The organism is Brevundimonas sp. KM4, assembly GCF_000964075.1.
Taxonomy (GTDB): Bacteria; Pseudomonadota; Alphaproteobacteria; order Caulobacterales; family Caulobacteraceae; genus Brevundimonas; species Brevundimonas huaxiensis.
Genome location: NZ_JZRG01000005.1, coordinates 25,401 through 47,742, shown reverse-complemented (window position 1 = coordinate 47,742; position 22,342 = coordinate 25,401). Strand labels below are relative to the sequence as shown.

The following is a 22,342-nucleotide window of genomic DNA, read 5'->3' as shown; positions in this document are numbered from 1 at the left end:
ACCGGCAATGCTCGACGGGCGGGGGTCGCGACGCGATCTCCGCCCGTTTCAATTTCAGGCGGCGCTCTTGGCGTCGGCTTCTTTTCTGAACGCCTGTTTGGCGCTGTTGACCCAGCCGACGAAGGTGTCGGCCTGGCTGGACAGATTGGCGAAGTCGCCCGTCCCCGCCACGCCCGACAGATTGTCGTCCAGCGCGACCCGCAGCGCCGCCGCCGAGCGCGCGCCGGGAACCATCGGCCCAAAGCGCCCGCTCAGCCGCTGCAGCGCGGCCCGATCGCCCGCCAGCGAATAGCCGACGCCCGCCCGGATCAGCCAGCTTTCCTCGGCCGGCGTCAGCGGCGTGGTCGCGGTCTTGTAGCGATCGCCCAGCCGCGCCTCATAGATCGGCGCCGCCTCGCCCCACTTCTGCTGCTTCCAGAAGATGTCGGCCCGTACCTCGCGCGCCGGGTTCGACTGATCCCGGTCCAGCACTTCCAGCGCATGGTCGAACCGACCCAAATCCATCAGGGCGCGCGCCTCCAGCGCCCGGCGTTCGCTGTTCATCGCATTGGGCAACAGGGTGGTGCGCGAGCCCCAGATGGCCTGCAACGCCTTCTCCGGCTGCCGGTCCATCAGATAGACGGTGGCCAGATTGGTCGCGACCTGGGCCTTGGCCACCCCATCCAGACGCTCGTCCACCTGGTGCTTCAGCAGTTCGGCGGCCTGGTCCAGCAAATCCACGTCGATCAGCCGGCGCGACAGACGCCGCACCATCTCGTCGCCATCCGCCCCGATCGGGGTCAGTTCGCGGAAGTCATAGAACAACGCCAGCGCCTGCACCGGCTGCAAACCGTCCGCCGCGCCGTCCAGGAACAGGGCGCGGAAGGCGTTGGCCTGATCCGCCTGCACCTCGGCCGCGCCCGGCACGCCCGCCATCCGCTTGCCCGCGCCGCGCAGAGCGTCCAGAGCCTCGCGGTATCGCCCCTGCTGCAGATAGATGCCCGACAGTTTGCGCACGACCGCCATCTCGGTCGCATCCCCGCGCCAGCGCCATTTCAGCTGTTCCAGCTGGGCCGTCGCCTGATCCGGCGTGATCGCACCCTTGTCCAGCTCCAGGCTGACGGCGCCCAGTTTGGCCGGCGTCGCGATCCCGTCCAGCGGCGCGCGCGCCACGGCCTTGTAGACCGCCAGCGCCCGGTTCTTGTCGCCGTTCAGCTCGAACATCCGGGCCTGCACCAGACGCGCGGTCAGTTGATCGACCGCCGGCGCATCCTGGCTGAAGACATAGGCCAACAACTGCTGGGCGGCGGCGAGATCATTCAACTGGATCGCGGCCATGGCGTGGGCCGCGCCGAAACGCGCGCGCCATTCCTTGGGGAAGCTGTCGATGGCCGGGGCGCCGGCGGCGAAGTTGCGACGCGCCCCCTCCCAGTCGCCCATTTCCGAGGCGATATAGCCCAGCCAGACCTTGGTCGCCGGATCGTTGGCCAGGGCCGCGCCCGCGAAATCGACCTGGGCCTCCTCCAAGCGCCCGACGCCGACACGCGCCACGCCCCGCAGGCCGCGCACTTCGGGCTCGCCTTGCAGGTTGGGCGCCTTGGCGATCAGGGCGTTCAGCACCCCGATGGCCTCATAGTTCAGGCCCGACCCGACCAGGAACCGCGCCAGCGCCATCCGCGCCTCGATCGGCGCGCGTGGATTGTCGGCCGCCGCGATCGTCTCCAGCCCGGCCGCATCCTGCAGCCGGCGATAGCGGTCCGAGAATCCCGCCTCGCCCGTCGCGGCCCAGGCCTCGTCGATCAGCGCCGGATAGGCCGCCCGTTTGGGCGCATCCGCATTGTGGTCGCCCGTCTCCAGCCCGGCCGCCGGCGACGACAGCGTCAGCCCCTTGGGCCGGCTCAGCGTCACCAGATCGCCGGCCGCCTCGATCTTCAGGTCGTCGGCCGCCGTCTCCACAGCCAGACCCTGCGCCGTCGGGATCAGGCTCAGATCGACCGTGCGCCGTCCGCCGGCGTAGCCCTTGCCGGGCGCCAGGGCCGTCACCGCCGCGAACCGGTCGCCAACCAGCGGATCGGTCAGCCAGACCGCCTTGGTCGCCCCGGCCATCTGCGCCACCAGCACCGGCGCGCCGTCGTCGGATCGGCCGACCTCGACCCCGCCCGCCGCCCCGTCGGAGCCGCCCAAGGTCACGGTCCAGGTCCCGCCCTGACCCTGCGCCGAGACGCCCAGCCCTTCGGGTTCGGCGATCCTCAGGGCCGTATAGCCCGGCCCGGCCGCCCACTGGGCGTTCTTAGCCGACCCCTGCGCCTTGGCGCCGCTCATATCCATGCGCGCGGCCGTATCGAACACGACCCAGACCGCATCGCCCCGGCGGAAGACGGCCGCCCCCACCGGCGCGCCCCAGTCGAAGGTCAGGACGGTTTTGCCGCCGGCCGTCTCGGCCCGCACCGGCACCACGGCCTTGGTCGTCTGCGGCTTGGCGGCGTCACCGCCCTCCGGCGCCTTGCCGGGCGCATACAGGTTCAGCCAAACCGCCCCGTCCGCCACGCCCGAGCGCGCATCCGCGCCCTCTTCCAGTGTCAGGATCAGGTCCGTGCCGCCCGCGCCCCGGCTCGGCCGCGTCTCGACCGACTTCACCCCCGCCGGCGGATCGACCTTCAGTCGCGAAACGTCGGGCGCGGCGGTGGTCCCTAGCCGGACGACGACCTTGTCGCCCTCGCGGCTGACGCGCGAACGCACCCCGATCACGCCGCCGAACTCGACCCGCGTGAACTCGGCGTTGGCGCCGATATTGATGGACAGCGGATCGCGCGACCGGCCGACTTCCTGGGCCAGCGGCGCCATCGGCGCGAACACGACGGCGCCGGCCGTGGCGGCGGCCACGGTCGTCTTCAGGATGCGCTTTGTCGGCGAGGCCCCGGACATATCTCCCGACCCATGCCGCACAAGGCCTTTAATCGCGGTTAACCGCCGTTCACCGTGATGAGGGATGGCCTTAGGACAACCGGTCCACGCGACAGCGCCGTTTTAAACGCCCATAGTCGCCAGATGACCGATTATCCGCGCCTCAGCACCCTGAAGACCGGCCTGGCCTGTCGCTGCCCTCGCTGCGGCAAGGGTCCGCTGTTCAAGGGCTATCTGACGCTTCAGACGGAATGTCCGGCGTGCGGGCTCAGCTACGCCTTCGCCGATCCGGCGGACGGCCCGGCCTTCTTCGTCATGACGGCCGTCGGGGTGGTGGGGATGATCCTGCTGATGGTGTTCGACTTCACCGTCCATCCGCCGATCTGGGTGCATCTGGTCGTGACCCTGCCCATCTTGGTCGCCCTGTGCCTGGGCTGCCTTCGCCCCTTCAAGGCCTGGCTGGTCGCCGAACAATATGTCCACAAGGCCGCCCCGCCCGAGTTCTCCTCGAACGGCAAGCACGGACCCTTCTAGGGCTCGATCACCGTCAGCTCGGGCCAGCGCGCCCGCGCGCTGTCGACGGCCTTGGCCCAGCCCCTGGCCGTCGGCCGGTTCGGGTTGGGCCGGATCGTCAGGGCGAACACGTCGTCCAGCCCGAACGGCGCGGCGACGCTGAGGCTTTCGTCCGCCTCCAGCCGCACCCCGACCGCAAAGGTCGGCGCCACGAACCGTCCCAGCGCTTCGTCGGTCGAATGCAACGGCGCATAGGGTTCGCCGAACCGGTTCTGGAACCACAGATGCACCCGCGCCTGGTTGCGGACCTCGACCTGGCTGCGGAACGGCTCGTCGAAGGCGGCGGCGACGCGTTTGATGACGACGTCCTCGGCCTCGTAGGACAGGTCCGACGCGTCGAAATAGGCCAGGTCGTAGTCCTTGACCCCATAGCCCGCCGGCCGCCCTGTCCGGGCGTTCCACACGGCCTGATAGACGGCCCCGGACACCAGCCGCCAGTCGGGCAGGTCCAGCGCCCGGAGGGTCGTCAGCACATGCATCAACCCAGCATCGGCGCGCACGATGGCGGCCAGTTCCGCCTCCAGCTCGCTCATCCCCGCACCGGCCAGCCGTGATCCAGCGGCCCGTGTCCGCCGCCCAGGCCGGGCGCGCGGCGGATCGCCTCGCCGACATAGGCCCAGGCTTCGGCCACCGCGACCTCCAGCGGCCGCCCCATCGCCAGCCCGGCTGCACAGGCGCTGGCCAGGGTGCAGCCGGTGCCGTGGGTGTGGCGGGTGTCGACCCGCTCGGCCTCCAGCACCGTCTCGCCGTCTGCGGTCATCAGCAGGTCGATCACCGTCGGCCCCGACACATGGCCGCCCTTCATCAGCACCGCCCGCGCCCCAAGGGCCAGCAGCGCCTCGCCCGCCCGCCTCTGGCCGTCCAGGTCGTGGACCGCAAGGCCTGTCAGGGCCTCGGCCTCGGGCGCATTGGGCGTCAGCAGGGCCGCGCGCGGGATCATCAGCTGCTTCACCGCCTCGACCGCCGCATCGGGCAACAGCGGATGGCCGCCCTTGGCCACCATGACCGGATCAACAACCGTCGGGGCGTCCGCCTCGTCCAGCAGGGCCGCGACCGTCTCGACCACCTCGACCGAGCCCAGCATGCCGGTTTTCACCGCATCGGTCCCGATGTCCTCCAGCACGGCCCGCGCCTGGGCGGCGATCAGATCCAGCGGCAGCGGATGGACGCCGTGCACCCCCAGGGTATTCTGCACCGTGATGGCCGTGATGGCGGTGGCGGCGAACCCGCCCATCATCGTCACGGCCTTGATGTCGGCCTGGATGCCCGCGCCGCCGCCGCTGTCGGACCCGGCCAGAATGAGCACCCGACCTTGATGAAGCGCGCTCATGCCGCCGCTCCAGAAAACAGTTTCAGCCCGACGATGCCCGCCACGATCAGCAGGATGCACATCGCCCTGACCGCCGTCGCCGGCTCGCCATAAACGAGGATGCCGACCACCGCCGCGCCCACCGCCCCGATGCCGGTCCAGACCGCATAGGCCGTGCCGATCGGCAGCTTCTGCGTGGCGACCCATAACAGGATCATGCTGCCCGCCAGCGCGATCACAACCCCCAGCGAGGTCCACGGCCGGCTGACGCCCACGTTCTTGAGGCCCGAGACCCACAGGACCTCCAGCAGACCGGCGACGACCAGCGTCGCCCACGGATTGATCGACATCACCCAGGACATGGCGACCAGATGGAACAGGCCGCGGTCCGGAGCAAGCCGCGATCAGCCGCCCAGCGGCCCCTTGAAGATGAAGAAGGCCCCCAGGGCGATGAAGGCGAAGCCGACCAGATGGTTCACCGTCAGCTTCTCGCCCAGATACAGGATCGAGAAACCGGCGAAGACCAACAGGGTGATCACTTCCTGCATCGTCTTCAGTTCAGCCGGCGAATAGACCTGAATGCCGATCCGGTTGGCCGGCACCGCCAGCCAGTATTCGAAGAAGGCGATGCCCCAGCTGGCGATGACCAGGATCCACAGCGGCTTGTGATCGAACTTTAGATGGCCGTACCAGGCGAAGGTCATGAAGACGTTCGACAGGCACAGCATGACGATGGGGGCGATGTAGGCGGTCAGGGGCATAGACGGACCAAGGCTGTTGCAGATCTGCCCTCTACACCGGCTGCGCCCGTCCGTCGCGGGCCTTCACTCCGCCGCTGTCACCGCCTCCATCACCGCCGCCTGGACCTTCAGCGCCTGCACCGTCTCGCGCACGTCGTGGACCCGCACCATCCGCGCCCCGCGCCGCGCGCCTTCCAGCGCCAGGGCCAGCGATCCGCCCAGCCGGTCAGTCGCCAAGGTCGCCGTCGGATCGATGGCCTGGATCGTGCGCTTGCGGCTGGCGGCGTACAGCACCGGAAAGCCCAGATCGATCAGCGCGTCCAACCGCGCCGTCAGCGCCAGATTGTGCGCCAGGGTCTTGCCGAAGCCGATGCCGGGGTCCAGCCAGATCCGCTCGCGCGCCACGCCCGCCGCCATCGCCGCCTCGGCCCGACCACGCAGATAATCCCGGACTTCGCCCACCACGTCGTCATAGCGCGGGTCCGCCTGCATCGTGCGGGGTTCGCCCTGCATGTGCATCAGCACCACGTCGCAAGCCAGTTCGGCCGCGACCGCCGCACTGTCGGGCGCATGGCTCAGCGCCGTCACATCGTTCCACATCGTCGCCCCGGCCGCGACGGCGGCGCGGGCGACGGCGGGCTTCATCGTATCGACGCTGATCGCTCCGCCCCACCGCGCGCGGACGCCGGCGATGACCGGCGCGACCCGGTCGATCTCCTCGGCCTCCCCTACCGGTTCGGCTCCCGGCCGGGTGCTCTCGCCGCCGATGTCCAGAACATCGGCCCCGTCCGCGACCAGCCGCATCGCCTGATCAATCGCATCTTCGGTCGAGGCCCATCGTCCTCCGTCCGAAAAGCTGTCGGGCGTCACATTGACGATGCCCATCACCTGCACAGTCATGCCGACCGCCCGATCAGACCGCCCAGCGCCTCCAGATAGGCGGCGAAGGCCTTGCGCCCTGACGGAGTGATGGACACGCGGGTCAGGGGCTTGTTGTTGACGAAGCTCTTGGCCACGGCCACGTATCCCGCCTCCTCCAGCTTCTTGATATGGACCGACAGATTGCCCTGCGTCGCCTCCAGCACCGTCTTCAGCTCGGTGAAGTCGGCGGCCTCGGCGTCGGCCAGATAGACCATGATCCCCAGCCGCATCCGGCCGTGGATGACCTCGTTGATCTTGCCGAGCGCGTCCAGCCCCATGGATCAGCCGACGTCCGTATCGACGGCGCGGGCTTTCAGCGCCGCACGCGTCATGATCCAGCCCGGTCCCGCGAACAGCACGAACAGGGCGAGTGTGCAGACATAGAGATAGATCACCGCGTCGCGCACTAGGACGCCCAGCGCGACCGCCGTGATCCAGCCGCCCAACGACGTCGCCAGCATCCATGGCTTCTTCTTCAGACTGTAGGCCACGAACCAGGCCGCCGACTGAAGCGCGAAGATCATCGCCGGATAATAGAGCCAGACGGCGAAGTCCTGATCGCGGCGCGCGCCCACGCCGAACACGATGATGATCGCCAGATTGGCCATGCCCGCGCCGCTGAAGGCGGCATTCAGCGTGCGGGTGACGATCGGGCCGGCCGTCCCCGTCTTGCGATCGTCACGCACGGCCCAGGTCAGGACGATCAGGAAGGCGACTGTGATGGCGACCACAAAGCTGAGATTTCCCAGCGGCGGCCAGCGCACGATCCCCCACACCTGACCGATATGGAACAGGCATTGCAGACCATAGAGCAGGCCGCCCGCCAGATAGGCGACGCCCAGCGTCAGGGTCGCCCTGGGATTATTGCCGCCCTGAACAATGGCCTTCATGAAGGCCAGGTCGGCTTCGGGGCCGGTGCGGGACTTGTCGGACATCGCTGTGTGATTCCTGTGCGACGGGCGCGTCCCTCGGATGGACGCCGCCGGAAGGGTTTGCAAATTATTCGGCGGGGATCAGCGCAGGCGCAGGCCGGTTGCGCCACGGCACGCGCCGGCCATTCAGCCACCGCCCCATAAAGCTGTGGCGGATCAGCAGTTCGTAGGACGCCAGGCACACAGCGAAGACGCCCGCCGACACGCCGATCAGCTTCACCCACCACGGCCCAGCCCAATCCTGCACCCAGACCTGGGCCAGCATGACCAGCGGCAGATGCACGATATAGATCCAGTAGGAGGCGTCGGAGAGGTAACGCCGAACCGGACTGTGGCCCGAGGCGAACCGCACGCACAGTCCCATGGCCGCCAGGGCCGAGGCATAGACGGCGACCGCCGTGACGGCGGCGGCCAGGGCCTTGCCGGCCGTCGGCTCGCCCATCGGCGCGATGCTCGGTCCGCCCGCAAGGATGTAGGCCGTCACGCCCGAAACCAGCGCCACGTAAAGGAACAGCGGCGACCATTTGGCGATACGGGCCAGCAGATCACGCCGCCGGTCCAGCACGAAGCCCAGGCCGAAGGCGAGGCCGAATCCGACCAGGGCGGGGGTGTCCGGGATCACGCCCGCGTCCGGCGTCGGCACGGCGAAGAAGGCGATCCACTTCGGATCCAGCCACAGCACCAGGGCGAGCGGAACGGCCAGCACGGCAGGCGTCCACGGGCCGATCAGCGCGCCGGTGATCCTGTCCACCACCGGCCCCGCCCGTCCGTTTCGATCCAGCACAGCCAGCGCCGCGCGAACGATCAGAACGACGGCGTAGAACAGGGTCAGCACCCACAGAAACCACAGGTGGGTCAGCGGAAAGTTGGTCCAGTCATAGGTCGGCGGCGGCGGCGGCGCGCCGGGCGTCACCAGACCATTGGCATGAGCATTCCAGACCAGGGCCGTGACGATCCCCGCCATGACCGGAAACCAGAAGGCCGCCAGCGGCCCGGCGATCCGCACCGCCCGATCCCTGGCGAAGGCGGCCCAACCTCGCCGCGCCAGCATCCTGTGCGCGAACAGACCCGCGATAAGGAAGAAGGCCGTCATGCGAAACAGATGGATGGCGAAGAACAGCCAGGCGGCGCCGATCGACCGGCTGTCGTCCGCCACAATCCAGATCTGCGGCGGGACAAAGGACAGGCTGGCGTGCAGCACCACCCCCAGCAGCAGCGCCCCGGCGCGCAACGCATCCAGCCCGTGCAGCCGTTCCCCCTGCTCTGCTTTCGATATCAACATGACGTCCCTCCCACAATTGAGACCGCCATATCTCACAGACATGTTTGTGATGCAAACTTGTTCGTCGAAATGGTTGTTGCGCTGGCCAGTGGATCAGCCAGACGCCCAAAGAAAAACCCGCCGGGAGATCGCTCTCCCGGCGGGATTCCCGCATTTAGATCAGGCCTGGGTTCAGTGAACCGTCGGCACGCTCGTCGCGGCCGGCGCGGCGACCGGAACCTCGATGTCCGTGCCGTCCGACACCGGCGTCACCGGCACCGAGACCGAAGGCCCGGCGTTGGGGAAGTTGTTCTCGTCGCGGTTCGGCGCGACGCCCTTCTCCAGCAGGTCCTTGATCTCCTCGCCCGACAGGGTTTCGTATTCCAGCAGGGCCTGCGACAGCTTCTCGTGATCCTCGGCCTTGGTGGTCAGGATCGTGCGCGCCTCGTCCCAGCCCGAGGTCACCAGGCGACGGACTTCTTCGTCGATGGTGCGCGCCGTCTCTTCGGAGATGTTCTGGCTGCGGGCGACCGAGTGGCCCAGGAACACCTCTTCCTGGTTCTCGCCGTAGGCCACGGTGCCCAGCTTGTCCGAGAAGCCCCAGCGGGTGACCATGGCGCGGGCCAGCTTGGTCGCCTGTTCGATGTCCGAGCTGGCGCCCGAGGTGATGTTCTCCGGCCCAAAGATCAGCTCCTCGGCGACGCGGCCGCCCGCCATGATGGCGATCCGGTCGATCATCTGCTGATACTTCATCGAATAGCGGTCGCCTTCCGGCAACTGCATCACCATGCCCAGCGCCCGGCCGCGCGGGACGATGGTCGCCTTGTGCACCGGGTCGGCCATCTTGACGTTCATGGCGACGATGGCGTGACCGGCCTCGTGATAGGCGGTCAGACGCTTTTCTTCCTCGTTCATCGCCATGGAGCGGCGTTCCGAACCCATCAGCACCTTGTCCTTGGCGTCTTCGAAGTCGCGGTGGGTGACCATGCGACGGTCCTTGCGCGCCGCCATCAGGGCCGCCTCGTTGACCAGATTGGCCAGGTCGGCGCCCGAGAAGCCGGGCGTCCCGCGCGCGATGGTCTTCACATTCACATCGGCGGCCAGGGGCACGTCCTTCATGTGGACGCGCAGAATGCGTTCGCGGCCCGAGACATCCGGGTTCGGCACCACCACCTGGCGGTCGAAACGACCAGGCCGCAGCAGGGCCGGGTCCAGCACGTCGGGACGGTTGGTCGCGGCGATCAGGATGATGTTCTCGGACGCCTCGAAGCCGTCCATCTCGACCAGCAGCTGATTCAGCGTCTGCTCACGCTCGTCATTGCCGCCGCCGAGACCCGCGCCGCGGTGACGCCCGACGGCGTCGATTTCGTCGATGAAGATGATGCAGGGCGCATTCTTCTTGGCCTGTTCGAACATGTCGCGCACGCGGCTGGCGCCGACGCCGACGAACATCTCGACGAAGTCCGAACCCGAGATCGAGAAGAAGGGCACGCCCGCCTCGCCCGCGACCGCGCGCGCCAGCAGCGTCTTGCCGGTGCCGGGAGGGCCGACCAGCAGGGCGCCCTTGGGGATCTTGCCGCCCAGACGCTGGAACTTGCCCGGATCCTTCAGGAAGTCGACGACCTCCTGCAGTTCGTCCTTGGCCTCGTCCACGCCCGCGACGTCGTCGAAGGTCTTGCGGCCCTTGTGCTCGGTCAGCAGCTTGGCCTTGGACTTGCCGAAGCCCATGGCGCCCTTCGCCCCGCCCTGCATCTGGCGCATGAAGAAGATCCACACGCCGATCAGCAGCGCGATCGGCAGAATGCCCAGCAGCAGGCTCATCCAGATCGACTGGCCGCCCGACTTGGCGTCGATCTCGACGTTGGCGGCCAGCATCTGGGCCACCAGCTGTTCGTTCGGATAGACGGTGGTGGAGGTGAAGCGTTCGCCGTTCTTCAGCTCGCCGTTCACCTTGTCCAGGCGGATGGTCACCTGTTTGACCTCGCCCGCGTTCACACGCTGCACCAGCTGGGAATAGCTGATGGCCTCGGGCTTGCCGGCCGGCTGGCCCGTCACGCCGTTCATGGCGCCGCCCTGCGACAGCGCCGCATAGCCCGCCAGCAACGCCAGAATGATCACGCCGGTGATCGCCAGATTACGCAGGTTCATTGAGGTCCTCGGTCGTCCGCGACCCCGGTGGGATCGACGGTCTGGATGTGTCTGTCTGGGAAAATAGGGGCTTAATCAGCGTTACGCTATCGGGTGGCGGAAATCAGGTCGTCTTCGTGCGTCGTTTCGTCCAGCGCCAGCCTGAGCCGTTCCGTAACAAGGCCGCGCCGTTCGACCCCTTCGCCTGCAAGAACCGGAGCCACAGCGCCGTCCCTGATCAACACAGGCCAGGCCCCGCGCGTCCCCGCCGGCAACCGATTGATCTCGGCCCTGTCGGCGTCCGACAGACTGGCCAACCGCCCCCGCGCCGGAACCACAGACCAGCCTGGACGATCGGCGCAGAAGAGGAACCGCCCGTCCCAAACCGCCTCGACGCCGGGCTTCAGCGCCAGCGGCGAAATGTCCCGCCTGCGCAACTCGCCGGCCTCGCGCATCAGCCGCACCACCGCGCCGACAGCCTCGATCCGCGCCCCGCACAGGGTCGCCGCGAAATCCTCGCCCGCCTTCAGCCGCGCCATCAGGGCTTCCAACCGCGCGCCACGAGGCGGCGTCGATCCGCCGCCGACGCAGACCAGGGCCGCCGCCAGCGCCCGCGCGCCCACGTCACGGTCCACATGCACCATGGCCTCGCCCTTGATCATCGGTAGCGCCCCGGTTTGCGCCGCCGCCTGCTCGACCGGTTGCGGCGCCGCGCCCGCCAGCGCCTGCCGCGCCCGGCTGCGCCCGAAGCGGGGATCGGCGTTGGCGGGGTCCTCGATCCAGTCGCCCCCCTGCCTCGCCAGCCAGTCGCGCAAGCCCCGCCGCCGCTCGCCCAGCAGCGGCCGCAACAGCATCAGGCCTCGACCCTCGGGCCAGGCCGGAGACGGCGACCATTCGCGCACCCGCCCCAAAGTCGAGCCTTCGCTTCGCATCAGATCGGCCTCGGCGATGTCGTCGGCGGTGTGGGCGAACAGGACGACCGACGCCCCCGCCTCGCGCGCCGCATCCGCAATCAGTGCATGCCGCGCCGCCCGCGCCGCCGCCGTCAGGCCGGCCGCGGGCTTGTCCGCGTTCCAGCTCAACCCGCGCCAGTCGGCCCCGGCGTCCCTCGCCGCCCAGGCCGCAAACTCGGTCCAGCCACCGCTGTCCGCATTCAGCCGATGATCGACGGTCAGGGCCAGCACCGAACGCCTGCGCGTCCGCGCCCACTCCGTCGTCAGCCGCAACAGAGCGATGGAATCCCCGCCCCCCGACAGGGCCAGCGCCAGCGGCCGGCCTGTGTCCCGCGTCAGTCGCGCATCCAGCCGCGCGAACGCTCGCGCTCTGAGATCCGGGTCAGCCGTCAGGCGCAGGAACCCGTCGTCTTCAACTGGGCCGCCCGCGCCTTTTGCGGGTCAGAAGCGGCGGGCGCATAGCGGCGCGTGAACTCCGCCAGGGCCGCGCACCCTTGCGGCTTCCGCTGCGTCGCGAACAGGGCGTCGGCCAGTTTCAGCGTCGTATCCGCCGCCCAGCCGATGCGCGGCCAATCCTTCAGCGCGGCGGCGTAATAGGGCACCGCCCCGGCCTTGTCGTTCGCCGCCACCCGCAGGTCGCCCAGACGCGAGTTGGCCTCACGCGATTGCGGCGTATCGGGCCAGGCCGCGATCACCGTCTCCAGCGCCCGCTCGCCGCGCGGCTTGTCGGTCGCCAGCAGGGCCACCGCCGCCGCCAGATCGCGGGTCGCGTCGCCGGTGGGCGAGGTCGCCTCGATCGGCGCATTCAGTTCGGCCTGGGTTTCCAGCTTCTGCAACCGGCCCTCGGCGTCGGCCAGACGCGTCTTCAGCGTCTCGTTCTCGCGCGTGGCCTCGTCCAGCTCGAAGGTCAGCCGCTCGTTGTCGCCGTTGATCCGGCGCACCGTGGCCTCCAGGTCGCCCAGGCGTCGGTCCATCAGGGCGAACTGCCCCTGAAGCGTCACCACCTCGGGGTCCGGCTCGACCAACACGGGCTGGCCGACGGCGTTCCTCTGGGTCAGCGCCCGCTCCAGACGGCGCACATTGCGGTCCAGCTGGTCCAGGCGGCGATTGTCCCACTCGGTCCGCTCCATGATGTTGGGCTGGACCTGCTGGGCGACCGCGCCGCCTCCGATCAGGACACCCCCAAGGGCGGCGGCGGCGAGCAGATGAGCACGAGAGATCGAGAGCTTGGTCATGCGTCTAGCTTTCACCGATTTGGGGCCGCCGCAAGGCCGAGCTAGTGGCCCAGCCCCAGATAGACCATGGCCGCGATGAACAGGCCGACCACGATGTTGCAGAACACCAACAGCGCGATCGTCCGCCACAGGGCCGAGAACCAGGACAGCGAATAGGCGCCCTTCATCTGGGCGAACATGTGCACCGGGATCGATAGCGCCGCCAGATTGATCACCACCAGGCCGAATGTCCCCCAGAAGGTTCCGGCGATGACCATCAGCATCAGCAGCATGGCCATGAAGGTCAGCGAATACAGAACGAACACCCCGTGGTCGTACAGGGTGAAGCCGCGCTTCCATAGGAACAGCAGGGCCACGAACGGGATCGACAAGGGCACCAGCAGGAAGGCGAACTTGTACACCGTCTGCTGGAACTTATAAACCGCCAGGTCCGGGTTCTGTAGCTTCTTCAGGACCGTGGCGCCGATGCCGTGCCCCTCCTTCTCGGCGTCCTTGCCCATGACTTTCAGCTTGGTTTCGCCGGCCTCTTCGGTCGCCATGTCCTTGATCCCGGCCTGCCAGCTGCCGGGCTTCAGACCGTCGGCGCGACCGTCGCGCTGCTCGGTCTCCAGCCGGACCAGGGCCGCGCGGCGGTCATCGACCAGCTTTTGTCCGGCGTTGATCGCCATCTGCATCGTCGGGTCCGGCTGGGCGCCGCTTTCGGCCCGCATCTGGATCAGGGCCTTTTCCGCCTCGGCCAGACCGACACGCTGGGACGCGATCCGTTCGGCCATCTCGGCGCCTTCGGTCTTGGATTCCGGGTGCGGCATGAAGCTGAGCGCAAAGAACATCACGAACAGGGTGAACAGGAAGATCGCCAGCGGGGAGACGTAGCGCGTGCGCTTGCCCTCGACCCATTCGCGCGTCAGCCGGCCGGGGTTCAGCCACAGCAGCGGCAGGGTGCGCCAGATCCGGGCGTCGAAATGCATGACCCCGTGCAGCAGCTCTTCGCCCAGGTGCAGCAGGCTGCGGTGGACGTGGGTCGGCTGGCCGCAGTTTGCGCAGAAGTTGCCGCTCGTTTCGGCCCCGCAGTCGGAACAGACGCCGTGGGCGTGGGCCTCGCCGGCCTTGCCCGTCGGCTTTTCAATCGCGCCTGCGACCAGTCCGGCCGTGACGACGGCGCCCGCCCCTTCGATATCCATCCGCTGATCCCCCGATCCCTGTGATGACGGTTCTGCCGCCAGCCCCGCGTCAGGACAAGCGCGGAAACGAAAAGAGGCGCCGACCCTGCGGCCGGCGCCTCCTTCAGATCAGCCGATCAGCCGGTCGTCAGCGCGGCGCGCCCGAGACGATGGCGGTGTGGGCGTTACGGTTGCGGGCGAAGGCGTCTTCGTTCGAGCCTTCCGCGATCGGCCGTTCCTTGCCGAAGCTGATGGTGTCGATCCGGCCGGCCGGAATGCCCCGGTTGATCAGATAGGTGCGCACCGATTCCGCACGGCGGGCGCCCAGCGCCAGATTGTATTCGCGCGTGCCGCGTTCGTCGGCATTGCCTTCGATGCGGACCGTCACGGACGGATAGCGCTGCAGCCACTGAGCCTGGGCGTCCAGGCGCGGCATGGCCTCGGGACGGACCTCATAGGAATCCAGGTCGAAATAGATGCGGTCGCCGACGTTGACGACGAAGTCCTGTTCGGTGCCCGGCGCGGCCGAACCCATGTTTCCGCCGGTCACCGGCCCGGTGGGCGCGGTCGGATAGGCCGGACCCGTCGGTTGCGTCGTGCCGTCGTTCGGACCGGGCACGCCGGTCTCGACCGGGGGCTTTCGGGTGCAGGCGGCCATGGCGGCGACGGCGCAGCCGACCATCGCCAATTTGAGAATGCGGGAAGTCTTCATGGGGTCGTCTCCTGACGTATCGTTTCTGGCAAGGGCGGGCCTCAAGCTTGGCTTTACTGTCTGCCTCGGCCGATTTTTCGACGCTAGAGGCGATAACGCACAGTTGAGCTTTAAGGCTCCGACGGTGTCGGTGCGGCGTTTAGGCGGGGCAGCTGTCGGCGCCCTGGTTCACGCCCAGATTGCTCGGGCCGCGATCGAGCAGCGGCGACCAGGCCGGGTCGGTTCCGCGTCCGTTATAGCCCGCCTGCGACACCACGCGTCCCGACAGGTCCACGGTCCACAGACGCGTGTCGCCGCCCGGCGTCTGGCGCGCGAACATGACGTAACGACCGTTCGGCGCCCAGTTCGGGCCTTCCTCGAAATAGCTGGACGACAGGATGCGCTCGCCCGAGCCGTCGGCGTTCATCACCCCGGTCGAGAACCGGCCGCCGCCCTGTTTGGTGAAGGCGATCAGATTGCCGGTCGGGCTCCACGACGGGGCCGTATAGATGCCGCCGCCGCGCGAGATCGGCCGCTGGCCCGATCCGTCCGACCGCATGACATACAGGCGCGCCGAACCTGAACGGTCCGAGGTGAAGACGATCTGGCTGCCGTCCGGGCTGAACGACGGCGAGGTGTCGATGCCCGGGTCGCTGGTCAGGCGCGTGATCTGGCGGCTGCGCAGGTCCATCACATAGACGTCGGTGTTGCCGCCCCGGATGATCGAAAACGCGATCTTGTTGCCGTCGTTGGAGAAGCGCGGCGCCAGCACCTGACCGTCGAACTCGCCCAGGCTCTCGCGCCGGCCGGTCGTCAGATTATACAGGTAGATGCGGCTGTAATCCTTGCCCAGCGCCACATAGGTGATCTCATCCGGCTGCGACAGCGAGAAGCGCGGCGACATGATCACCTCGTCGCCCTGCGTCAGATAGGTCGGGTTGAACCCGTCCTGATCGGCGATGGTCAGGCGGTTGATCCGGTTCAGTTGCGTGCCCTCCTCGGACACGAAGATCACGCGGGAATCGAAGAAGCCGGCCTCGCCGGTCATGCGCTGATAGATGACGTCGGAAATCTTGTGCGCGATCCGGCGCCATTGCTCCTGGGTCGCGGTGAACTGATAGCTGACCAGCTGGCACTGGCGATAGGGATCATAAAGCCGGAAGCCGACGTCCAGCCGCCCGTCGCCGCGCGTCGTCACACCGCCGTACAGCACCGCCTGCGCGCCGATCTGGGTCCATTGGGGAAAGTTCGGCGCATTGGCCAGGGTCAGGCCGGTCTCGATGAAGCTGGACGGGTTCAGCGGCTCGAAGAAGCCCGACCGCTTCAGATTGGCGCTGACCACATTGGAGATGTCCGACCCGTGCGTCCCGGCGAACGGCACAACCGCGATCTGAAGGGGACGCAGCACGCCGTCATCAACCACCACATCCTGCGTCTGCGCGTTCTGAGGCGCAGCTTGGGCGTTTAAGGGATTAAGCGATACTGGCCCAGCGACTAGGGCGACGGCGGCGGATGCCATCAAAAGGTTCAGACGCATAATTTGCTCCCAAGCATTGGAAAGACAGTCTCGCCCTTATCATCGGACGTTATGACAACCGCCAGCTTCATGGCGATTGGGGCGACATTCGGTCGGGAACAGGCCTCTTTACCTGACCTCTATCGATTTCCGCATTTTCTAGCGGTTTCAAACCGGAAGGGCACTTCTTGTGCCTGAAAACCTGCGGGCACCCTAAACGGAGAGGCAGCGCGCAATGCTCTGAGCATTGCGTCCGATGCTGCACGCCACGACGCATCACTTTGTGGATTCTGCAAAGTGGGAGAACCCACAATATTTCCATCTGCCGTCAAGCGAACAGTCACCCTGATGACCATTCTGTCCATGCCCGGCATTTCACAGTTGATGTTCCAGTGCGGGCTTACTTGACCAGCAAGCGCGGATAGCTGCGGGCCCGTGGCCTGGGACGCGGCGCCCGCCCCCTGCTGCCCCGTCGCCGGTCGGCCGCGATTGTTGGTCGGGCGCGTCGGTCCGGCTAGGGCGTCCAGATCCAGGCTCGGCTCTGTGCGCTGGGGCGCCGGGCGGGCGGGCGCGGGCGTCGCCGGGCGCGGAGTCGGCTGGGCCTTGGTCGGCGGCGCAGGCGTTGGCGGCTGGGGTCGAGGCGTCGGACGCGGCGGCGTCGGGGTCGGCGTGGGCTTCGGCGTTGGCGTGGGCGTCGGCGCCGGGCGCGGCGGCGTGGGCCGCGGCGGCGTCGGGGTCGGGCGCGGCTGGGGTTGCGGCGGCGTCGGTTCCGGCGTCGGCGGCACGGGATCGGGCTGCTGCACCGGGGCGGTTGCGGCGTCGTCAGGCGAAAGTTCGGGCTGCGGATTGTCCGCCGGCGCCGCCTGGATCACCTCTTCCGACACGATGGTCACCGGCACCGAGGCCACCAGCGGCGTCTCGTCCTCGTCCATCTTGTGCGAAAAGGTCACGAAGGCGAGCGCGATCACCCCGGCGTGCAGGGCCAGTGATCCGAGGATGGCGGGGCTCGGCCGACGCAAAGGGTTCAGGCCTCCGGCGCCGTGTCGGTGATCAGGTTCAGCTTGGTGAAGCCCGAGGCGCTCAACCGCGCCATTACCCGCGCTACCGCCTGATAGGGCGCGCGCCCGTCGGCCCGCACGAACACCGGTCGCTCGGCCGCCTTGTCGGCGCCGCCCGCCTCGGTCAGCAGGCGCGTGGACAGGACGTCGAACGCCGTCTCGCTGTCGCCGACGAAGATCGCGCCCTGCTGGTCGATGCTGACCGACAGGGGTTCGGACTTGATCTCGACTGCGCTGGCCTCGGTCTTGGGCAGTTCGACCGGCACCCCCACCGTCAGCAGGGGCGCCGAGATCATGAAGATGATCAGCAGCACCAGCATCACGTCCACCAGGGGCGTGACGTTGATCTCGGTCAGAGGCCCTTTACGCCCCCTGCGTCCCCGGCGCCCGCCGCCGCTCGCAGCACCGCCCAGGGCCATGGCTCAGACGCCCCGCTTCAGGCTGAGGTCGCTGGACGGCGGGGGCGGAGGCGGCGGGGCCGACGGGCTGCCCAGGCGGCGCGCCACGGCGGCCTGCAGATCGTCGGCGAAGGCTTCCAGGCGCCCCGTGAACTTGCCCGCGTCGATCGAAAACTTGTTGTAGGCGATATAGGCCGGGATGGCCGCCGCCAGGCCGATGGCCGTGGCGAACAGGGCTTCGGCGATGGCCGGCGCCACCGTGGTCAGATTGGTGTTGCCCGCCGCCGCGATCCGCCCGAACGCATTCATGATGCCCCACACCGTGCCGAACAGGCCGATGAAGGGCGAGGCCGTCGCCACCACCGACAGCACGCCCAGGCCGTTCTCGATCCGCTGGCCCTCGCGCGAGATCAGGCTGTTCATCGCCTTGTCGATCCGCACCAGCAGCAGCTCGCCCTGGTGCTCGTTCAGCGCCCCGCGCTGACGCGCCTCGCGCCAGTCCGACAGGGCGATCACCAGCATGCGCGGCAGGGCGTGGTCCGGATCCGGTCCCGCCTGCGACGCCACCTCTTCCAGCGACCGGCCCGATTGAACCGACTTTTCGAACTCATCGGCGCGCTTGTTCAGCGCCGTGAACCGCACCGCCTTGTCGATGATGATCGTCCACGACCAGATCGAGGCCGCCGCCAGCCCGATCATCACGCTCTTGACCACCCAGTCGGCGGTCATGAACAGCTCGACCGGGTTCATCATCGCGGCGTCGACAGGCGTGGTCATTCAGGCGCTCCGGGCGGAATCGAGATCGTCACGTCCCCTCTTCGACCGAGCGGACGTGACCATTGTGTGGCGTCCGGCCCGTTTAGCCCCGACCCGTCCGCCCGTCATCTGACAGGCGCGTCATAAGGGTTAACGGCAGGTTACTCGGACGCCGTCCGCCGCGCGTTCGGATCGACCGCGACAGAGACCGGGGCGCCGACGCTGATGATGACGCCCTCGTGGCCTTCCTTGGCGATGGAATAGGTGGCGGCGTCCTTCAGCAGCTGCTCCTCGCACTGGCGATCGCCCGCCCGGCCCAGTTCGGCGCAGCCGCGCTTGGCCGCATCGGTCCAGCCCAGGACCCGGCGCGTCGCCGCCTCGGCCCGTTTGATCGCCGCCTCGTCCTCGGCGGCGGCCTGCGCGATCAGGGCCTGGCGCGCCCCCTGCTGGTATTGCAGCTCGGCCTGGCCCGCCATCTTGCGCTCCCAGACCTTGTAATAGGGACAGCCCACCAGCCCGCCGCCGATCAGCAGCACGAACAGCAGGATCGTGACGATCACCGCGCTGGCGGACATTTTGTAGGTTTCTGCGGCCATGACGTTTCCCCCTCGTTGGCGCGATCCTAGTCGGCGGTTCCACTGGCCGCCAGCCACGGCGTGACCTTCTCGACCAGTCCCTTCGACGGCCGTCGCGGCCGTCCGTCCAGATGGATGCACACCGCCGTCACCTCGGCCCGGCACAACACCTCGCCGGCCCGCTCCACGCTCTGGCGGATGATCAGCCGCACGCCCTTCACCTGCTCGTAGACGGTGCGCACCACCAGGGCGTCGTCGATCCGCGCGGGCTTCAGATATCTGATATTTAACTCGGACACCACGAAGGCCAGCGGCTCGGCCTCCTCCAGCAGATCGGCGTGCCCCACCCCGATGGCGCGCAGGAAATCGGACCGCCCCCGCTCGAAATAGCGCACATAGTTGGCGTGATAGACCAGGCCAGTGAAATCGGTGTCCTCGTAATAGACGCGCACCGGCAACAGGTGATCGCGCCCTTCGAAACGGCCGGCGGTGGGTTGGTCGGAGATTGCGGTCACTGAAACCTCGTGCGTCGTGCAGACGCCATAGCCAGTCCGACCGCGACAAGCCATCCGATCACGGGCGAAGCGCCATATCCCACCACCGGCGCCGGATAGGCGCCCAACAGATTGGCCGCCGACAGACCGATCCAGAAGCCGGCCATGGCCAGTCCGACGGCGGCTCTGGCGCCGCGCGTGCGCCATCCCATCCACAGCAACGGAGCCGACAGCACGACTAACGCCAGGCCCGCCGCCACTCCGAGGACCGGCGCCACGGCCCAGACCGTCGGCACGACATCCTCGACATGGGGAACGCGCGGCAGGGCCTCCGGACGCGTCAGGCTCCAGAGCGCCAAAATCCAGGACAGGGCCGCCAGCGGCGCCAGCGTCTTCCACGACCTTCTCGCGGCCGTCAGCAACCCGGTCGTTCCCACCGCAAAGGCCAGGCTGGCGGCCCCGTCGAAGCCGAGGCCGAACGTCAGGATCGCCAGGGCGGCGACGCCTGCCGTCCACACATCGTCTGCATCCTGCGCCACGAGCCAGAGCAGCGGCGCGCCCAGCAGCGAGGCGGGATGGATCAGCACCGGCCCCAGCGCCAGCCAGCGACGCGCGCCCTGCATCTCCACGCCCGTCGTCAGCATCAGGACGGCGACGACCAGGATCGCGGCCGCCGAGATCAGCCTCGAACCCCGGCCCGGCCGCGCCGTCCGCGACGCCGCCCACAGCGCCACGGCCCCGATCAGAAACGCCGCGCCCTGGACCACGACCGACGCCGCCCCCGCCCCGGCCGCCCGGATCGCCAGCAGGCTGATCGCCGCCGTCGCCGTGATCTGTGCGATCAGGGCGAGTGCTGGCCCCTTCAACCGACGACGGATCACGGCTGGCGGTTCGGCGCGGCCATGAAACCGGGGCAGTAGCTTTGGCGCATTTCGCGGAACTCGGTCGGCAGGGGGTCGTCGCTGAACAGGATGCGGTTGGGGATGGAGACGAAGCCCACCGCCGGTCCGCCCGCGACGCGCCCGACATAGCCGCACACCGATCGCCTTTCGCCGTTCTCGGCGTAGCGCAGCTCGGCGCCGCGCCCCGCCTGGGTGCGGATCTGGCGCATCACCCGCGGATCGGCGGGCTCGGGCGACGGGGTGTTCGCCGGCTGCATCAGCACCCAGACGCCGACCGCGCACAGGGCCAGAACCAGCGCCGCCGCGATCATCAGACGCTGCTGAAGCGGGCTGCGATGGCGCATCACCCTCATGCGGCGGGCGCTTCCAGGGTGAAGTCCAGCGGCGTGTCGGCGGCGGGCAGGCAGGTTCGATCCACCGGCCTGGACGGATCGCGCAGGAAGTCGCGCGCCATCTTGCGCGTGCAGGGGCTGGCGTTGATGACGCCGTGGGTCGCATTGGTCACGATCACGACCTGGCTGTTCGCATAGCCCTTGGCGGCGGCCTCGGTCAGCGGCGGCGGACAGCTCGGATCGATCTCGGCGGCGACGAACAGGGTCGGGATGTCGGTCTGGACCGGCAGGTTCTCGATCGGCGCCGCCGGCCGTTCGCCCACCGCCGCGCAGACGTCGAACAGCCGCGACAGCGACGGGACCAGCACCTCAGCCACCGGATCGCCCGCCGCCCCGGCCGCCAGCCGCGCCTTGGATTCGAACGGCAGTTCTTCCTTGCACAGATGGGCCATGTGCTGGCCCTCGAAATAATAGGTCCGGTCCTCGGCGATCTCGGCGACCGGCGTCAGGTCGCCGGCGATGATCTTGTCCAGATCGACCGGCAGGCTGCGCACCCCCGCCGCGCTATAGGTCGTGTCCATCAGGAAGGCCGACAGGTCGTCGACGTTGAAGGTGCGCCGGTCCTTGCCTGTCACCGGACCGGCCAGCCATTTGCGCGCCTCGGTCTCGAACCGCGCCTGAAGGTTCGGATGCTGCGCCGCGCAGGCCGTCTGGGCCGCGCACTTGGCCAGGATGATCTTCACCGCCGCCGACACCTGTTCAGGTGTGCCGACGGCCCAGTTGCCCTCTGGCGGCCAGGGGCTGTCCATCACGGCCGCGCGCACGATCTGGGGCTGATGAGTGATCACCGCCGCCTCGATACGCGGCCCGTACGATCCGCCCCACAAATCGATCTTGGCCAGACCCAGGGCCTGGGCCATGTCCTTCACATCGTCGGCGATGGCGGCGGCGTTGTACTGGTTCAGGTCGATCCCTTGCGCCTGATAGCCCTTCAGACAGGCGATCAGCCCGTCGCGGTCCTTGTCGGACGGCGGCCCCGCATCGGTCAGTTCGACGCCCGGACAGTCCATCGACGGGTTGCTCGCCCCGCCGCCCCGCTGGTCGAACAGGATCACATCCTGATCCACCGCAAAGGCTTCTGGATTGCGACGCAGCGCCGCCAGCATCCGCCCCGCCCCCGGCGTCAGGGCCCCGCCCGGCCCGCCGTGGAACAACACCATCGGCGGCAGCGCCTGGCCCGAGGCGTCCTTGTAGGGCGCGCTGGCCTTGAAAATGACCACCGCGATGTCGATGCGCCGGTTGCTGACCGAGCCTTCGCGCGCCTCGTCCACCGTCAGGGTCCCGCACCGCACCTCGCGCAGACCCGTCGGCCAATCGCCGGGACAGGCCTTGTCGGTGAAGACAGGGGCCGCCGCTCTTGCAGGCGGCGCCAGACCGGTCAGGCCGACCGCAAACGCCATCATGGCCAGGGTGCGCAGGATCATGGGACGACGGCTCCGGTTCGCCCCCAGCAAACCCCCGCCCGC

Annotated in this window: 24 protein-coding genes; 2 read left to right on the top strand and 22 right to left on the bottom strand. The window is 68.5% G+C overall.

Annotated elements, in window-relative coordinates:
* Positions 1-54: 54 nt before the first annotated feature.
* Positions 55-2,904, bottom strand: coding sequence for a lipopolysaccharide assembly protein LapB (locus tag VH88_RS01695; protein ID WP_045809717.1), 2,850 nt, complete (start codon positions 2,902-2,904; stop codon positions 55-57).
* A gap of 123 nt (positions 2,905-3,027) precedes the next feature.
* Between VH88_RS01695 and VH88_RS01690 the strand changes: the two genes are divergently transcribed.
* On the top strand, positions 3,028-3,417 hold the full coding sequence (locus tag VH88_RS01690; RefSeq protein ID WP_039246144.1) for a DUF983 domain-containing protein: 390 nt from the start codon (positions 3,028-3,030) through the stop codon (positions 3,415-3,417).
* On the opposite strand, the gene VH88_RS01685 is transcribed toward VH88_RS01690, so the two are convergent.
* From VH88_RS01685 to tolB, 14 genes are all read right to left on the bottom strand, one after another.
* Complete coding sequence (locus tag VH88_RS01685; RefSeq protein ID WP_045809716.1) at positions 3,414-3,989, bottom strand: nucleotidyltransferase family protein; 576 nt, start codon at positions 3,987-3,989, stop codon at positions 3,414-3,416. The two genes, VH88_RS01690 and VH88_RS01685, sit on opposite strands and share 4 nt — an antisense overlap.
* Positions 3,986-4,786, bottom strand: coding sequence for a bifunctional hydroxymethylpyrimidine kinase/phosphomethylpyrimidine kinase (gene thiD / locus VH88_RS01680; RefSeq protein ID WP_045809715.1), 801 nt, complete (start codon positions 4,784-4,786; stop codon positions 3,986-3,988). Before thiD ends, VH88_RS01685 begins: the two co-directional genes overlap by 4 nt.
* A complete protein-coding gene (locus VH88_RS01675) occupies positions 4,783-5,127 on the bottom strand; it encodes a multidrug efflux SMR transporter (RefSeq protein ID WP_045809714.1) in 345 nt (114 codons plus the stop codon). The genes thiD and VH88_RS01675 overlap by 4 nt, the downstream gene beginning before the upstream one ends.
* A gap of 42 nt (positions 5,128-5,169) precedes the next feature.
* The gene (locus tag VH88_RS01670; RefSeq protein WP_045809713.1) at positions 5,170-5,526 is read right to left on the bottom strand and encodes a DMT family protein; all 357 of its coding nucleotides are present in this window, start codon (positions 5,524-5,526) and stop codon (positions 5,170-5,172) included.
* A gap of 63 nt (positions 5,527-5,589) precedes the next feature.
* Positions 5,590-6,405 (bottom strand): dihydropteroate synthase, encoded by an 816-nt coding sequence (gene folP, locus VH88_RS01665; RefSeq protein ID WP_045809712.1) that lies wholly within the window; start codon positions 6,403-6,405, stop codon positions 5,590-5,592.
* A complete protein-coding gene (locus VH88_RS01660; protein ID WP_045809711.1) occupies positions 6,402-6,704 on the bottom strand; it encodes a transcriptional regulator in 303 nt (100 codons plus the stop codon). Before VH88_RS01660 ends, folP begins: the two co-directional genes overlap by 4 nt.
* Positions 6,705-6,707: 3 nt before the next feature.
* Positions 6,708-7,361, bottom strand: a complete 654-nt coding sequence (locus VH88_RS01655; protein WP_045809710.1) for a hypothetical protein — start codon at positions 7,359-7,361, stop codon at positions 6,708-6,710.
* A 64-nt stretch (positions 7,362-7,425) separates the two neighbouring features.
* Positions 7,426-8,640, bottom strand: coding sequence for an acyltransferase family protein (locus VH88_RS01650; RefSeq protein WP_045809709.1), 1,215 nt, complete (start codon positions 8,638-8,640; stop codon positions 7,426-7,428).
* Between the two features lie 171 nt (positions 8,641-8,811).
* Positions 8,812-10,767, bottom strand: a complete 1,956-nt coding sequence (gene ftsH, locus VH88_RS01645) for an ATP-dependent zinc metalloprotease FtsH (RefSeq protein ID WP_039246156.1) — start codon at positions 10,765-10,767, stop codon at positions 8,812-8,814.
* 86 nt (positions 10,768-10,853) lie between these two features.
* Positions 10,854-11,972 carry an ATP-binding protein gene (locus tag VH88_RS01640; RefSeq protein WP_052689452.1) on the bottom strand — a complete coding sequence of 373 codons (1,119 nt, stop codon included), beginning with the start codon at positions 11,970-11,972 and terminating at the stop codon, positions 10,854-10,856.
* Positions 11,973-12,088: 116 nt separating this feature from the next.
* Complete coding sequence (locus tag VH88_RS01635; RefSeq protein ID WP_045809707.1) at positions 12,089-12,934, bottom strand: tol-pal system protein; 846 nt, start codon at positions 12,932-12,934, stop codon at positions 12,089-12,091.
* A 41-nt stretch (positions 12,935-12,975) separates the two neighbouring features.
* Positions 12,976-14,115 carry a DUF3667 domain-containing protein gene (locus tag VH88_RS01630; protein ID WP_045809706.1) on the bottom strand — a complete coding sequence of 380 codons (1,140 nt, stop codon included), beginning with the start codon at positions 14,113-14,115 and terminating at the stop codon, positions 12,976-12,978.
* A gap of 127 nt (positions 14,116-14,242) precedes the next feature.
* Entirely contained in the window at positions 14,243-14,806 is a 564-nt protein-coding gene (pal, locus tag VH88_RS01625; RefSeq protein ID WP_039246161.1) for a peptidoglycan-associated lipoprotein Pal, read from the bottom strand.
* A 139-nt stretch (positions 14,807-14,945) separates the two neighbouring features.
* The gene (gene tolB, locus VH88_RS01620) at positions 14,946-16,322 is read right to left on the bottom strand and encodes a Tol-Pal system beta propeller repeat protein TolB (RefSeq protein WP_045809705.1); all 1,377 of its coding nucleotides are present in this window, start codon (positions 16,320-16,322) and stop codon (positions 14,946-14,948) included.
* 522 nt (positions 16,323-16,844) lie between these two features.
* Here tolB and VH88_RS15330 point away from each other — a divergent pair.
* Entirely contained in the window at positions 16,845-17,351 is a 507-nt protein-coding gene (locus tag VH88_RS15330; protein ID WP_052689451.1) for a hypothetical protein, read from the top strand.
* On the opposite strand, the gene VH88_RS01610 is transcribed toward VH88_RS15330, so the two are convergent.
* The 7 genes from VH88_RS01610 to VH88_RS01580 form a co-directional block, all read right to left on the bottom strand.
* Complete coding sequence (locus tag VH88_RS01610; protein ID WP_045809704.1) at positions 17,326-17,778, bottom strand: ExbD/TolR family protein; 453 nt, start codon at positions 17,776-17,778, stop codon at positions 17,326-17,328. The genes VH88_RS15330 and VH88_RS01610 overlap by 26 nt on opposite strands.
* 3 nt (positions 17,779-17,781) lie before the next feature.
* Positions 17,782-18,534: a protein TolQ gene (gene tolQ, locus VH88_RS01605; protein ID WP_045809703.1), complete on the bottom strand. Its 753-nt coding sequence runs from the start codon at positions 18,532-18,534 to the stop codon at positions 17,782-17,784.
* Positions 18,535-18,674: 140 nt separating this feature from the next.
* The gene (locus tag VH88_RS01600; RefSeq protein WP_045809702.1) at positions 18,675-19,109 is read right to left on the bottom strand and encodes a hypothetical protein; all 435 of its coding nucleotides are present in this window, start codon (positions 19,107-19,109) and stop codon (positions 18,675-18,677) included.
* Between the two features lie 26 nt (positions 19,110-19,135).
* Positions 19,136-19,594 (bottom strand): tol-pal system-associated acyl-CoA thioesterase, encoded by a 459-nt coding sequence (gene ybgC, locus VH88_RS01595; RefSeq protein WP_045809878.1) that lies wholly within the window; start codon positions 19,592-19,594, stop codon positions 19,136-19,138.
* Positions 19,595-19,599: 5 nt separating this feature from the next.
* Complete coding sequence (locus VH88_RS01590; RefSeq protein WP_045809701.1) at positions 19,600-20,463, bottom strand: hypothetical protein; 864 nt, start codon at positions 20,461-20,463, stop codon at positions 19,600-19,602.
* Entirely contained in the window at positions 20,460-20,828 is a 369-nt protein-coding gene (locus VH88_RS01585) for a hypothetical protein (RefSeq protein WP_045809700.1), read from the bottom strand. The genes VH88_RS01590 and VH88_RS01585 overlap by 4 nt, the downstream gene beginning before the upstream one ends.
* Before the next feature lie 5 nt (positions 20,829-20,833).
* Entirely contained in the window at positions 20,834-22,300 is a 1,467-nt protein-coding gene (locus VH88_RS01580; RefSeq protein ID WP_045809699.1) for an alpha/beta hydrolase, read from the bottom strand.
* Between the last annotated feature and the right edge of the window lie 42 nt (positions 22,301-22,342).

What these genes read in the sequence shown, in the direction of transcription:
- VH88_RS01695 (WP_045809717.1), bottom strand. Translation starts at nt 2,904, where the DNA reads ATGTCCGGGGCCTCGCCGACAAAGCGCATCCTGAAGACGACCGTGGCC.
- VH88_RS01690 (WP_039246144.1), top strand. Translation starts at nt 3,028, where the DNA reads ATGACCGATTATCCGCGCCTCAGCACCCTGAAGACCGGCCTGGCCTGT.
- VH88_RS01685 (WP_045809716.1), bottom strand. Translation starts at nt 3,989, where the DNA reads ATGAGCGAGCTGGAGGCGGAACTGGCCGCCATCGTGCGCGCCGATGCT.
- thiD (WP_045809715.1), bottom strand. Translation starts at nt 4,786, where the DNA reads ATGAGCGCGCTTCATCAAGGTCGGGTGCTCATTCTGGCCGGGTCCGAC.
- VH88_RS01675 (WP_045809714.1), bottom strand. Translation starts at nt 5,127, where the DNA reads ATGTCCTGGGTGATGTCGATCAATCCGTGGGCGACGCTGGTCGTCGCC.
- VH88_RS01670 (WP_045809713.1), bottom strand. Translation starts at nt 5,526, where the DNA reads ATGCCCCTGACCGCCTACATCGCCCCCATCGTCATGCTGTGCCTGTCG.
- folP (WP_045809712.1), bottom strand. Translation starts at nt 6,405, where the DNA reads ATGACTGTGCAGGTGATGGGCATCGTCAATGTGACGCCCGACAGCTTT.
- VH88_RS01660 (WP_045809711.1), bottom strand. Translation starts at nt 6,704, where the DNA reads ATGGGGCTGGACGCGCTCGGCAAGATCAACGAGGTCATCCACGGCCGG.
- VH88_RS01655 (WP_045809710.1), bottom strand. Translation starts at nt 7,361, where the DNA reads ATGTCCGACAAGTCCCGCACCGGCCCCGAAGCCGACCTGGCCTTCATG.
- VH88_RS01650 (WP_045809709.1), bottom strand. Translation starts at nt 8,640, where the DNA reads ATGTTGATATCGAAAGCAGAGCAGGGGGAACGGCTGCACGGGCTGGAT.
- ftsH (WP_039246156.1), bottom strand. Translation starts at nt 10,767, where the DNA reads ATGAACCTGCGTAATCTGGCGATCACCGGCGTGATCATTCTGGCGTTG.
- VH88_RS01635 (WP_045809707.1), bottom strand. Translation starts at nt 12,934, where the DNA reads ATGACCAAGCTCTCGATCTCTCGTGCTCATCTGCTCGCCGCCGCCGCC.
- VH88_RS01630 (WP_045809706.1), bottom strand. Translation starts at nt 14,115, where the DNA reads ATGGATATCGAAGGGGCGGGCGCCGTCGTCACGGCCGGACTGGTCGCA.
- pal (WP_039246161.1), bottom strand. Translation starts at nt 14,806, where the DNA reads ATGAAGACTTCCCGCATTCTCAAATTGGCGATGGTCGGCTGCGCCGTC.
- tolB (WP_045809705.1), bottom strand. Translation starts at nt 16,322, where the DNA reads ATGCGTCTGAACCTTTTGATGGCATCCGCCGCCGTCGCCCTAGTCGCT.
- VH88_RS01610 (WP_045809704.1), bottom strand. Translation starts at nt 17,778, where the DNA reads ATGGCCCTGGGCGGTGCTGCGAGCGGCGGCGGGCGCCGGGGACGCAGG.
- tolQ (WP_045809703.1), bottom strand. Translation starts at nt 18,534, where the DNA reads ATGACCACGCCTGTCGACGCCGCGATGATGAACCCGGTCGAGCTGTTC.
- VH88_RS01600 (WP_045809702.1), bottom strand. Translation starts at nt 19,109, where the DNA reads ATGGCCGCAGAAACCTACAAAATGTCCGCCAGCGCGGTGATCGTCACG.
- VH88_RS01585 (WP_045809700.1), bottom strand. Translation starts at nt 20,828, where the DNA reads ATGCGCCATCGCAGCCCGCTTCAGCAGCGTCTGATGATCGCGGCGGCG.
- VH88_RS01580 (WP_045809699.1), bottom strand. Translation starts at nt 22,300, where the DNA reads ATGATCCTGCGCACCCTGGCCATGATGGCGTTTGCGGTCGGCCTGACC.